Origin of the sequence: Proteiniborus sp. (assembly GCF_040308045.1) — a bacterium.
In the GTDB taxonomy this organism is placed as follows: Bacteria; Bacillota; Clostridia; order Tissierellales; family Proteiniboraceae; genus Proteiniborus.
In genome coordinates, this window is the sequence record NZ_JAWRHZ010000069.1 from 1 (window position 1) to 13,337 (window position 13,337).

Genomic DNA, 13,337 nt, shown 5'->3' on the forward strand with positions numbered 1-13,337 from the left:
TGGTTTAGTCAAGGGCGAGCGTAGCAATTGCATTATACCCTTGACTAAATCAAAGGAGCAATCTTACAATTACAAGTAAATTCATAGGAATTTAAATATATTGTTCGGAAAAAAGTTGTCCAAAAAAGGGTTGACATATCAATTTGTTTTAGCTGATCTGCTTCGTCATATATATATTTTGTTATGTTTCCATTTTGATCCCATGCTTCTTTGAGTCTTCCATTTTTATTGTATACAAAGGTTCCGCTGTTTCCTAATGCATCTGTTACCTTTCTTATTTTCCCTGTGTCTGTGTATTCAAATTTTGTTCCATTTCCTAGTGGGTCTATTACTTTATTTACTCTGTTTAATGAATCGTATTCATATTCTGTTTTATTCCCTAATGGGTCTACTGTGGCTTTTACATTTCCTTTTGTATCATATTCCATTCTGATAAAGCTTTGGTCTGGTTGTATTATTTTTTCCGGCAATCCTTTGTTGTTGTATATTATCTCTGTAGTTCTATTCATTGGGTCTTTAGATTTTGTTAGATTGCCTTTATTGTCATATATATACTCATATATTGTCCCATCTGAATATTTTACTGATGTTATGTTGTGAAATTCATCATATGTATATCTTGTAATATTTCCTAATGGATCTTTTGCTAATGTTACATTTCCATAGTCATCATGCTCATATTCATATGTGTTTCCTTTTTTATCTGTAAATGAGGTTTTATCACCTTTTTCATTAAAGGTTACTTTTATTGTTCCGTCTGGATATATGCTTTCTGTAATTCTAAATTTTTCATCGTATTTATATATAGTTTCTGTGCCGTCTCTCTCCGTAAGGGTTGTGGTTCTGTTTGCTTCATCATACTCAAAGTACATAGTATTGCCATCTGCTAAGGTCTGCTCTATAACTCTTCCTTTATTGTCATATATGTTTGTAACGCTACCATCTTTTAGTGGACTTATTATTCTTGTCATTCTACGCTCTGAATCATACTCGTATTCTATTGTGTTTCCTTCTGGGTCTACATATGATACGAGGTCGTCTCCGTCGTAGTTATATGCTATATGCCTTCCTGTGTTATCTGATATTTCTCTTATTCTTCCATCATTGTAATACTGCATTAGAAGGTATCCGCTATCGTTCCTTATTTCTCTTAGAAGCATTCCTTCATATCGGAGCTTTGTTGAATTGCCATTTGTATCAGTTATCTTTACTAGCTCTCCTCTTTCGTTAAAATCATATTCCCATTTGTTTTCCATTGTTAGTGTATATGTTTGGTCACGATGTTTCTCTAATCTTGTGTATATTCCTGTTGGTGATTCGTATTTGCCATTGGTCATTAGGGTATATGTTTGCCTATTACCGTCGTAGGATATTATCTTTACTGTGCCATCTCCCATATCCTGAAGCCTATATTCCCAGTTATGGTGCCAGTTTGCCCCCAAGTCTCCATAATATTCGTCCCTTGAGTTGTAGAATCTATTAAAGGATATTGGGAAGCTGCCATCTATTGTTATATCTTCATAGCTGTATATGAAGTTTCCTGTTGCTAGATTTACTGGGTCTTTACTAAATATGGTATCTCCTGATAAAAGGTCTATAATACCACATTTCTCATCCATTTTTTCTAGATCTGCAAATTCTGAAATTGGAGGTTCTCCATCTTTTACTGGGTCAAATACTAAAAGATTACTTCCTATTCCTAGCACATATGGCGGTATAAGGTCGTTGTCTTCAATAATTCTTGTATGCTCATTTTCATTTCCGTAATAGTATGCTGCCATCTTTGGAAGTTTATCATAAGGTCTTAGGGTATGTTTTAGTACATTTATTGGCCCTAGCTCTATCTCTTCTTTCTCATATACTATTACTGGACTTCCATTTTCGTCTAATATGGGGTTTCCTTCTTCATCCTTAGCTTCTTTAGGCACTTTATTTGTTTTTAGTGCTGTTATTTGGACTTCCTCATATTCAGGCAGCCATACATCTACACTCCACATTCCAGGCTTTATTTCTGCTGTATGTGTTTCATTAAAACCATCTTTATCTTTATTTTTACTTGTTATATATACTTCTACTGACTCTGTCATATTTTCTTCTGCTGAGCCATATACCATGAAATAGTTTCCGTTAACGTTTGGTGATATGACTATATCCTCTACAGCACTGTCCATAATTGTAACTTTTGTTACTGAAGGGAATCTTCCTGACCATTCGTCTTCTTTAACTGGATCTATTACTATGGTGTATGTTCCATTTGGAAGGATATTGCCATTGTTATCTTTTCCATCCCATGTTACTTCATTTGCTACGTATTCTCCTGGAAACAAATCTCCGTTAATTATGTCAAACAGTTCGTTTACACCGTTTAAAACAGTTATTCTAGTTTTATGCGGTAACTGAAAATTCCATACTATCTTTACTGTTTCTCCTGTATGGGGGTTGAATATTGGTGGTTTTACATATTGAAACTTTGAATTCGGTTTATTATCTGTTGCAAAGGCTTGTGATGGAAATACTGCTACGAAAAACATTACTGATATTAGTACCAATGAAATATATCTTTGTAGTTTTTTTCCCATAAAGTCATTCCTCGCTTTCTTTTGGCATTATGCTTTTATAGCCTTTGAAGTTTTTCTAAGTATCTATATAATATAGTTGCTGCTTCTGCTCTTGTTGCATTTTTTAGGGGCTGTAGTTCGTTGTTATTTCCTTGAATGATTCCATTTCCGACTGCTTTTTTCATAGCCTCATATGCCCAAGTGCTTATTTTCTCTGTGTCTTTATATGAGGATAAATCTACTTCGGTTTGATGATTATTTGAATTATTTGCTTCTATGTCTTCATTTGCTCTTATTAGTATTGCTACCATTTGTTCCCTTGTTATTAACTGATTTGGATTGAAGTTCCCATTGTATCCTGATATCCATCCTCTTTGAGATGCTATGTTTATATATGGTGCTGCCCAAATTTCTGATGAAACATCGTTAAATACATTTTTGTTTGTATATGATAATATTTCTTCCTCTGTATAGATGCTGCTTACTAATATTTTTACAAATTCGGCTCTTGAAATCTCTTTGTTTGGCTTAAAACTTCCATCTGTATATCCATTGATAATTTCATGAGAGGATATTACATCTACTGTTTCTTTAGCCCAGTGATTATTCATATCTGTAAATGCTTTATTGTAAATCATTAGGGTTATATTATTTTCATCCATGAGTTTTGTCATTAGAGTATTATTGCCGTGATTTCTGTTTGAAAGGATTCTTTTTAGTGAATTGTCTTTATTTAGTGAATACATGCATAATTTTCTTGGATTGTCATCAGTATTAATATTACTATAATTCATTGATACTTCTATCGGTAATAAAGGCTTTATGTTTCCTTCTACTTCCCAGCTATAAACTTTAGAAATAGGTGTATAGCTAGTTTTTTGTAGTTTGTCTTTTTGATTTATTGTTATATATGCATCTTTGTTAAAGCTTCCTTTCTGGAATTTAAGTGTAAGTACTCCATCTTCTGATGTTAATATGGTTTCCTTATCCGCCTTTACAAGCATTCCTTTCTTTTCTTCTTTAATTTTTTCTACTATTGTTGTATCGTTAGGGCTAGGTATTTTGTCGTTAGGCTTTCTATTTAATGCGTTATCTATTGAGTCCACCACTAAAGTATTTCCATCAAACCATATAACTCTATCATTATCTATGAATGCTTGCTTTGGTAATATTCCGCCTGGTGATGTTATTGGCTGCTCTGTTATTCTATCTGTAGTATTAATTACTAGTCTGTCATTTTCTATTACCAACAGCATATTATTGGAAAAGGCTATAGGCCTGTGATTTTCTTCTCCTACAGTAAGCTTTGTCCTGAGGTCAGTTTTTGTATCATACATGTATACTTGACTAAACCCATCGTATCCTACCATCCACACTACTTTTCCATTATTCACTATTGGATCTGATTCGTCTCCTAATCCGTATGTTATCTGCTTTTCTTCTTTTTTCGAGATATCATATATGTATATATCAAAGGTTTTTCCTCTATGATCCATCCATGTTATTATGTTACCGTCAAAGGATAGTCCAAATGCCTGGGCTCCATCTGACGATACTCGTTCCAGTGTGGCATTTTTAATATCGTAGAGCATGATATCCTTATTTCCATCCTTATGGTCTACCCATACTACTCTGTTGTTTTTTATTATTGGTTCTCTGTGGCTTCCTTCTATGTTAGATATCTTTTGCTCTGTTTTTTTCTCAATATCATAAAGATAGATGTCATAATTTCCTGGACTTTCTAAGTAATTGCGATTGTCTTGCCATGCTATGTAGTTTTGCCATATGTCTGGATATCCCTGTATACTTGGGTCATTGGTTATCTGAGTCTCTACCCCTGTTGTTAAATCTAGATGATAGATGTCCAGATTTCCACCTGAACCCGCCATCCACACTGCATTATTGCCATCAATTTTTATGTTACTTAATGGCTGAGTTCTTATAGCTACACTCCCTTCTTTTGAAAATACTGTACTTGATATGACAAGGACAAGTACAATTGATAAAAGCAGTATTTTTCTTCTTTGTGTCGTCATTAATTATCCCCCTTTGTCTTAAAAATTGGCATAAAAAAACTTCATATTACAAGTCTGAAGTTTTTTGTTTTGTATACATATTATTGGTAATTCTATTTACTATTTCAAAATCCTTCCTAAAACGACATAATACTATAGAATTATACAAAATTAGGATTAAGGTACTAGATGGTTAGTAATTAAATAGATTTATAGAATTAGAAAATAAAAAAGCTGAGTTTTCTCAGCTTTTCATTTCAAATATATAAATATGCCTATAAAGTGCATTACACTTCCACCCAGTACGAACAAATGCCATATTGCATGGTTATAGGGAATTTTTTTCACTGAATAGAATATAGTTCCTAGTGTGTAGATTATTCCACCTGCTAATAACCAAATGAAAAATCCTTTTGGCACCACCTCTAGCATTGGTCTTATGGCAATAACTACTATCCAACCCATAAGCACATACATAAGTACTGAAACCATTTTAAACTTGTCAAATTTATTATAGGTAAATATTTTAAATCCTATACCGAATAATGCTATAGTCCATACCGCAGCCAATATTCCTATTCTCCAATATCCTTTCATAGATAGAAGTGTAATTGGAGTATATGTACCCGCTATAAATAAGAATATTGATGAATGGTCAAATACTCTAAGTATTTTTTTTATCTTGTCATTCTGGAAACTATGATATAGGGTTGAGGATGTATATAGACAAATGGAGCAAAATCCATATATACTGAAGGCAACTATCGATATTGCACTTTTATCCCATATAGCATATACAAGTAGAATAGTAAGGGTCACTATACTAAATAAAACGCCTACACCATGAGTTATGCTACTGGCTATTTCCTCCTTTAGAGAATAAGCTCTCCTTGATATTTTATTTATATCTAATTTTTCTCCCATCAAATCCCTCCTTAAATAATAATCCTAAATACATTATATACAATGTAACCGTAAAAAACACTAATGAGAATTATTATTTTTGTCAAATCAATAGTATTTCTAAAGTTTCCACTTAGATGTAAAAAAATCAGGAGTTCAATCCTACCCCTGACTTTTTTGATATTTACTATTTAATTACATATCTATATATCAATATAGCTTGATCTGGCTTTATCTTTACGTCTCCCTTTAAGAAAGTAACTTTTGTTCCATCTTCTAGCTCAATTATAGAATCTGTTAATCCTCTTACATAGCTTTGTACTGCTTCGGCATGTGCTAATTCAACATTTTCTTTTACGCCCCAGGCGGTTGCCATTACAGCTTTTGGGTCTCACGTTTCACACATATTTTCCTTTCTTTCTTTAATAGAATCAGTTATGCTTTGTTTCAATGCCTTTTCTACATCTCCGTCATGTGCAAATAACATATTCTATCCCTCCTACTTTATCTAATAGTATAAGAGTTCAGGCAGAAAATATACCTTACCTGAACTCATCTTTAACCTTTAACTATTTATTTACTCCATTTTAAGATAAGGTCTTTTGCAGCCTTAGCTTCATCTATTCTTCTAACTGGTGTGTCATGTGGTGCTTCCTTTAATAGTTGTGGCTCTTTATCTGCTTCTTCAGCTATTTTAATCATAGTTTCTATGAAGCTATCAAGAGTTTCAACGCTTTCTGTTTCAGTAGGCTCAACCATAATTGCTTGATCAACAATTAATGGGAAGTATACTGTTGGTGGATGATATCCATAGTCTAGAAGTCTCTTAGCAATATCTAGTGTAGTTACTTCTAAGTTATCTTCTTTCAATCCACCTAAGACAAACTCATGCTTGCAAGTTTGGTCTAATGGTAAATAGAAGTAATGCTTAAGTTTATTCATCATATAGTTAGCATTAAGAACAGCTGTTTCACTTGCTTCCTTAAGACCTTCTGCGCCCATTGCTAATATATAAGTATATGCTCTTACCAATACTCCAAAATGTCCATAGAAACCTTTCATCTTGCCTATTGAATCTGGGCAATCATAGTTTAGAGTATACATATCGCCCTTTTTCTCTACCATTGGACATGGAAGGAACTTAATCAAGTCTTCTTTTACTCCAACTGGCCCACTTCCAGGTCCTCCACCACCATGAGGTGTTGAGAAAGTCTTGTGTAGGTTATAGTGCATTACGTCAAAGCCCATATCTCCAGGTCTTGTAATACCCATGATCGCATTCATATTAGCCCCATCATAGTATAACAATCCGCCTGCCTCATGTACAAGGTCAGCTATTTCTTTTATATTCTTTTCAAACAAACCAAGAGTACTTGGATTTGTAAGCATAAGCCCTGCAATTTCATCATTTAATACAGCTTTAAGTGCTTCTATGTCTACTGCACCATATTTATCTGATTTTACTTCTACAATGTCAAATCCTGCAACTTGCGCACTTGAAGGATTTGTTCCATGAGCTGAGTCTGGAACTATTATCTTAGTTCTTTTGCTATCTCCTCTAGATGAATGATAAGCCTTTATAATCATAAGACCTGTAAGCTCTCCATGTGCTCCAGCTGCTGGTTGTAGAGTTGTTCTTGCCATACCTGAAATTTCTGAAAGCTGTCTTTCAAGGTTATACATAAGCTCTAATGCACCTTGTACAGTTTCTTCAGGTTGAGATGGATGTATATCAGCAAAACCACTTAGAGCTGCCATATCTTCATTAATCTTAGGATTATATTTCATAGTACATGAACCTAATGGATAAAATCCTGTATCTACTCCATAATTTTTATTTGAAAGATTAGTAAAATGTCTTACTACGTCTACTTCACTTACTTCTGGTAGTTCAACTTCCTTTTCATTTAAAAATTGGCTTGGAATAAATGATTCTAGTGGAAGCTCATTTACATCATTTTTTGGAAGACTATAGGCTGTTCTTCCTTCCTTGGAGATTTCAAATATTAAGCTATCATATTGTCTTAACATACTACATCACCTCCAAAGCGCCAGTTAATTTATCAATTTCTTCTTTTGTTCTCTTTTCTGTAACACAGAAAAGAAGTCCATTATTCAATTCATTATATTCTTTTCTAAGCTCATATCCACCAAGAATTCCCTTGTTTAAAAGTTCTTTGTTAACTTTGCTAGCGTCTATATTACTTGAAACTGCAAATTCTTTAAAGAATGGTTTATCAAATAGTGGTTTAAACTTACCAGTTTTAATAATTTCATTGTAAGCGTAATGAGCTTTTTGTGTACTTTGTAACGCAACCTCTCTAAGCCCTTTCTTACCCATTGTTATCAAGTAAATAGCTGCCATAACCACATTTAATCCTTGGTTTGAACAAATATTTGAAGTAGCTTTATATCTTCTTATATGCTGCTCTCTTGCTTGAAGAGTAAGTACAAAGGCTCTCCTGCCATCTACATCTATAGATTGACCAACTATTCTTCCAGGAAGCTTTCTAACAAGCTTTGCAGTTGTAGCTAAAAAGCCTAGATGTGGTCCACCGAAGTTTAATCTATTTCCAAGTGATTGTCCTTCACCTACTACAATATCTACTCCTAACTCTCCAGGAGTTTTTAGTATTCCTAGTGATATAGGATCAACATACATAATTAGGTTTCCTTTGTTTTCATGTATAATCTTTTCAACTTCAGTAACGTCTTCTATTATTCCAAAGAAGTTTGGACTTTGAACTATAACTCCAGCAGTATTTTTATTTACTAGAGATTTCAATTTTTCTACATCTGTAGCTCCATCAACCATATCTACTTCAATTAGTTCAATGTCTCTTACTGTTAAGTAAGTTTTAAGAACTTTTCTAGTCTCTGGGTTGACAGTTTTTGATACAATTATGGATTTACGTCTAGTATTTTCACAAGCCATTATAGCTGCTTCAGCTGTTGCAGTAGGCCCATCATACATTGAAGCATTAGTTACATCCATACCTGTAAGATTAGTCATCAAAGTTTGGTATTCAAATATTACTTGTAGTGTTCCTTGGCTTATTTCTGGTTGATAAGGAGTATAAGCAGTATAAAATTCAGATCTCATAGCAAGATGTTTTACTATTGAAGGTATATAGTGATCATACGCTCCTGCTCCCAAGAAACATACTAAATCATCTGTACTCTTGTTTTTTTCTGCAAGGCTTTTCATATGTTCTAAAATCTCTATTTCTGACATAGCCTTACCAATATTAAGTTCTCTATTTAATTTTAGGTTAGTTGGTATATCGGAGAACAAGTCGCCTATAGAGCTTACGCCAATGCTATCAAGCATTTGCTTCTTGTCAACCTCCGTATTTGGTATATATCTATGCATACTATTCCTCCTTACTACAGAAGTCTTCGTATTCCTCGGCATTCATTAATTCTTTAAGTTCAGACTCATCTGAAAGTTCAATTTTTACAATCCAGTTTGCATATGGATCTTCATTAACTAAGCCTGGTTCACCGTCTAAGTCTTCATTTACTTCAACAACTTTACCTGATATAGGAAGATAAGAGTCTGAAGCTGCTTTAACTGATTCAACTACTGAGAAAACATCTCCTGTACTAAGTTCATCGTCAACTTGTGGTAATTCAACATAAACGATTTCCCCTAATTTATGTTGAGCAAAATCAGTAATTCCTATATAAGCTTCCTTTCCTTCTACCTTTATCCACTCGTGATCCTTTGAGTATAATAGACCTTCAACTATTTTCATAAATATATTCCTCCTTAAATTTAATTAATATTTTTATAAAATAATGTTATTTTATTTTTTATATTGTTTTTGGTAAAATCTCTTATTTACTACTTTAGCTTTTAGAGATCTATTTCTTACTTTTATTTCAACTGGAGTATCAAGTTGAGTATATTCTATGTCAAGCATTGCAAATCCTATGTTTTTCTTTAGAGTAGGTGAAAAATACCCTGTTGTTATAAAACCTATTTTCTTTCCATCTGCATAAACTTCATATCCATGTCTTGGAACACCTTTATCTACCATTTCAATTCCTACTATTTTTCTCTTTAGTCCTTCTTCTTTTTGCTTTGCTAAGGCATTTTTCCCTATAAAGTTTTCTTTGTTTAGTTTTACAAACATACCATAGCCAGCTTCTAATGGAGTTATATCCCTGTCAAGTTCATTCCCATAAAGAGGAAGAGTAGCTTCAAATCTCAAAGTATCTCTTGAGCCAAGTCCTGCAGGTTTTAGCCCTTCTTCTTTTCCTGCCTCCATTATCTTATCCCATAAGTTATCAGCATGCTCATGATCAAAGTAAATTTCAAAGCCATCTTCTCCTGTGTATCCTGTTCTTGAAATTAAACAATTTGCTCCTGCTATACTTACATCTCTCTTTAGATGGAAGAATTCTATCTTTGAAAGATCTGTATCAGTAAGCTTTTGAACAATCTTCTCTGCATTAGGTCCTTGAACAGCAACTTCGGATATTTCATCTGAAAGATTTTTAATATTGACATCAAAACTCTTTGCATTTTCATTAATCCATTCTACGTCTTTTTCAACGTTAGCTGCATTAATTACAAGGAAATAATGATCTCTTGAGAATTTATAAACTAGAAGGTCGTCTACAACCCCTCCATCTGGATAGCACATAAAACTATATGCTATTTGATTGTCACTAAGTACAGATACATCATTTGTAACTAAGTATTGAACAAAATCAAATGCTTGTGGACCTGTTACTTCTACTTCTCCCATGTGTGAAACATCAAATATTCCTGCTTGTGTTCTTACTGCCTCATGCTCTTGTGTCAAACCTTCATATTGTACTGGTAGTGCCCATCCTGAGTAGTCTACAATATTCCCACCATATCTTAAATGGGCATTGTAAAGTGATGTTTTTCTTGGTTCTGCCAAAATAAACTCCTCCTTTCAGATTTTAGGTTTTTTTAGTATTTATTGCTTATGTTAATTATGTGGTTAAACAAAATTTGCATACACCTTCTAAAAGACATACTATAGGTATAATATACCCAATTAATAAATATATCTTACAATAAAAAATTATGTTGAAAAAAGATAACAAAAAAAGGAACACAATAGCATAAAAGCAATAAAAAGCAATGTGCCATTATATTCCTCTGTTTCCTAACCTGAGAGCTTCTGTATATTATCTAATACATTTCTCCTTCGGCGCCGAGTAACCGGACTCTTCAGAGTTCCATCAGATGACGATACTTTTGCCTGAAAGTTTCTATAAAAGATTGGCTCATCTTATATTGCTTCTTCGGCTATCTTGCTAAGTGAAGATATCTCACGCCACCTTCATCTGGTTCCATATCTATTTGTCATATTTCATATCTTTCGCCATAATCATAATATATTCTTTATGAAATATCAACAATTGTTATAATTTTAACTTTCCAATCGTTAAATATTTAACTATTATTGTCAAAAAAATATATTATATTATGATAAAATAGGTTACGTAGATATCCTATACCATATTAATGTCATCTTAGCTTTAAGCCATATTAATTTGTCTTTTTTCTGGTGCTTAATATAAATAATAATATAATACCTAAAAAATATCAATAATTATTGCTAAATTTTCTTAATTTTCGTTAAAAGTTTAACTAAATTCTTTTGATGGTATATTAGAAAGGTATGATAAAATAGAATTTACAGTATTATATATAATTCTTAAGATATTTTTGGAGGTGCATATGATGAGCAATAAATGGTGGCATATGGTTAAAGATTTTCAAATGAGATTTGGGCATCCTTACAGAGATACCCCTAAGCTTCTTGATACTGACAGGGTATGTAAAAGATATAATTGGATGCTTGAAGAAATAAATGAGTTCAAAGAAGCAAACGATATATATGAACAAGCAGATGCAATGATTGATTTAATGTACTTTGCTTTAGGAACCCTTGTTGAAATGGGAGTCAAACCTGACAAAATCTTCGAAATAGTACATAAAGCCAATATGGACAAGCTATGGAGCGACGGAAAGCCTCACTTCAAAGAAGATGGAAAGACTGTAAAGCCAGAAGGATGGAAAGATCCATATCCTAAAATTAAGGAAGAAATTGATAGTCAAGGATGTGAATAATACTAAAAACCCTTAGATTCTTCGCTGGCGCTCAGAATGATGTACACATTGTCATCCTGAGCCTTAGCGAAGAATCTCTATGCATTTACATTAGCTCCTCTATTAACTTTGTTTAATGCATACACTAAAGACGGTATGAGTATTAGTTGAATAGCTATACCAGGAAGTCCTGTTATTATACCTCCTTTAACAAACATAAAAGCATTCATTTTTACGCTAAAACTTAATGATAGAACAAATACTACTATACCTGCTACTACTCTACCAATTATCATCGTAACGACAAGAGCTAGTACAGAAGAAAGCTTAAATTTTTTTGTTGCTAAGGAAGCAGACAGTCCATATGCTCCAAGTTCAAACATCATAATTACAGCCATTGGAAACATAGGTGGCATTCCTGTAAGTACCCCACTAACTAAAGGAGTAACTATCCCTAGCAATAAAGCTAGGTATGGTGGCAACAAAAATCCTCCAATTAAAACTGGTATATGCATAGGTAAAAATACGGGACCCATCCCTCCAAAAAAATGAAATACCATTGGAAGAACTAAACCTAGAGCTAATAATAATCCTGTTAACACTAAATCCTTTGTAGAAAATTTCCTGTTCATTTATATACCTCCCAAAAAAATAACCATGAAAGCTTCCTTCTTGGAAAAAACCTTCATGGTCTTATTCTTCTAATATTGTTTTTATTTTTTCAAGTAATTCATCAAAAAGCTGCTTTAACTGATAGCTTTCGAGCCCTATTATTTCAAAATTACATTTACTCACTGGCAATAAAAGTTTTTTTGCTTTACTGCTTGCAACTGCCCCTGCCATTTTAGGACTTATTTCGCCCATCATTGAATTTGCAGCAATTATTGCCATAGGTCCAATAATAATATCCACCCTGTTGCTCATCCATACTATTGCATTTTCTCCAGTAGCCCCATCGTTACCTCCGGCTTTTAGCATATTAGCTGTAGCTTGGGAGTTAGTTCCCAATACGATGATTTCGATATCATCTTTTCTTAAAGACTTCAGTCTTTCTACTATTTGACAGCCTATGCCTCCGCCTTTTCCATCTATTACGGCGATTTTCATTTTATTGCCTCTTCTTAATGCTATCTAAAAATTCAGATATTCTCTGTATTAGCTCTTTTGGATTATCTACACCTTGTGATAACTTCTCTACTGGACACATGTCTGATTTATCTCTATTTTTAATGTATGGTGAGCTTTCATCATAAAAAAACTTGATACTACTACCTTCAAAAATCTTTATAGCTTGGTTGGAGATAAGCTTTGTATATAATACTCTTATACCTGCATATTTGCACAAAATAGCAGCAGCCCTTCCAATAACCTTATCTACTACAGTTGCTCCTTTAAGATCTTCTTTGAGCTCTAATACTGCAGTATAAATTGGCTTTATTCCTCTATCAGTACTTGTAAATATTATTTTTCCTTCTTTTACTATGGCCAAAGTAAGCTCTTTCTCCTCAAGGATGTTCTTGGCTAGTTCTAAATCCTTCATTTACTCAGCTCCTGATTCTTAAATATGAATATATAATATCAAACTTTATCACGTTTTTCAATTTATTATTAATTTAGCAATTATCAATATAAAATTTCAGAAATGAAAAATTACCAAAAATAGAGCTTTTGTTTATTTTTCTAATGATTGAATATATTGTAATTATTGAATATACTATTATTATGAATGATGAAATAATAATAGATTAATACCTTAGATACGAC

Annotated in this window: 12 protein-coding genes and 1 riboswitch; of the genes, 1 reads left to right on the plus strand and 11 read right to left on the minus strand. The window is 33.1% G+C overall.

From position 1 onward, the window contains the following. Positions 1-44: 44 nt before the first annotated feature. The 8 genes from ABV008_RS16140 to gcvT all read right to left on the minus strand — a co-directional run bounded on the left by ABV008_RS16140 (position 45) and on the right by gcvT (position 10,392). On the minus strand, positions 45-2,579 hold the full coding sequence (locus ABV008_RS16140) for a DUF6531 domain-containing protein (RefSeq protein WP_352420875.1): 2,535 nt from the start codon (positions 2,577-2,579) through the stop codon (positions 45-47). A 35-nt stretch (positions 2,580-2,614) separates the two neighbouring features. Continuing rightward, on the minus strand, positions 2,615-4,594 hold the full coding sequence (locus ABV008_RS16145; RefSeq protein WP_352420876.1) for an S-layer homology domain-containing protein: 1,980 nt from the start codon (positions 4,592-4,594) through the stop codon (positions 2,615-2,617). A 231-nt stretch (positions 4,595-4,825) separates the two neighbouring features. After that, positions 4,826-5,497, minus strand: a complete 672-nt coding sequence (gene trhA, locus ABV008_RS16150) for a PAQR family membrane homeostasis protein TrhA (RefSeq protein ID WP_352420877.1) — start codon at positions 5,495-5,497, stop codon at positions 4,826-4,828. Between the two features lie 166 nt (positions 5,498-5,663). Continuing rightward, complete coding sequence (locus ABV008_RS16155) at positions 5,664-5,852, minus strand: hypothetical protein (RefSeq protein WP_352420878.1); 189 nt, start codon at positions 5,850-5,852, stop codon at positions 5,664-5,666. Positions 5,853-6,049: 197 nt separating this feature from the next. Then, complete coding sequence (gcvPB, locus tag ABV008_RS16160) at positions 6,050-7,507, minus strand: aminomethyl-transferring glycine dehydrogenase subunit GcvPB (protein ID WP_352420879.1); 1,458 nt, start codon at positions 7,505-7,507, stop codon at positions 6,050-6,052. A gap of 1 nt (position 7,508) precedes the next feature. After that, complete coding sequence (gcvPA, locus tag ABV008_RS16165) at positions 7,509-8,849, minus strand: aminomethyl-transferring glycine dehydrogenase subunit GcvPA (RefSeq protein ID WP_352420880.1); 1,341 nt, start codon at positions 8,847-8,849, stop codon at positions 7,509-7,511. A gap of 1 nt (position 8,850) precedes the next feature. Further along, positions 8,851-9,234 (minus strand): glycine cleavage system protein GcvH, encoded by a 384-nt coding sequence (gene gcvH, locus ABV008_RS16170; RefSeq protein WP_352420881.1) that lies wholly within the window; start codon positions 9,232-9,234, stop codon positions 8,851-8,853. A 51-nt stretch (positions 9,235-9,285) separates the two neighbouring features. Next, a complete protein-coding gene (gcvT, locus tag ABV008_RS16175) occupies positions 9,286-10,392 on the minus strand; it encodes a glycine cleavage system aminomethyltransferase GcvT (protein ID WP_352420882.1) in 1,107 nt (368 codons plus the stop codon). A 214-nt stretch (positions 10,393-10,606) separates the two neighbouring features. Then, positions 10,607-10,702, minus strand: a riboswitch (glycine riboswitch). Between the two features lie 502 nt (positions 10,703-11,204). Here gcvT and ABV008_RS16180 point away from each other — a divergent pair. Beyond that, positions 11,205-11,594: a pyrophosphohydrolase domain-containing protein gene (locus ABV008_RS16180; RefSeq protein ID WP_352420883.1), complete on the plus strand. Its 390-nt coding sequence runs from the start codon at positions 11,205-11,207 to the stop codon at positions 11,592-11,594. A 77-nt stretch (positions 11,595-11,671) separates the two neighbouring features. Here the strand turns inward: ABV008_RS16180 and ABV008_RS16185 are convergent, their stop codons facing one another. The 3 genes from ABV008_RS16185 to ABV008_RS16195 all read right to left on the minus strand — a co-directional run bounded on the left by ABV008_RS16185 (position 11,672) and on the right by ABV008_RS16195 (position 13,113). Beyond that, the gene (locus ABV008_RS16185) at positions 11,672-12,205 is read right to left on the minus strand and encodes an ECF transporter S component (RefSeq protein WP_352420884.1); all 534 of its coding nucleotides are present in this window, start codon (positions 12,203-12,205) and stop codon (positions 11,672-11,674) included. A 61-nt stretch (positions 12,206-12,266) separates the two neighbouring features. After that, positions 12,267-12,680, minus strand: coding sequence for a DUF3842 family protein (locus ABV008_RS16190; RefSeq protein WP_352420885.1), 414 nt, complete (start codon positions 12,678-12,680; stop codon positions 12,267-12,269). Between the two features lies 1 nt (position 12,681). Then, complete coding sequence (locus ABV008_RS16195; RefSeq protein ID WP_352420886.1) at positions 12,682-13,113, minus strand: DUF1893 domain-containing protein; 432 nt, start codon at positions 13,111-13,113, stop codon at positions 12,682-12,684. Positions 13,114-13,337 lie beyond the last annotated feature (224 nt).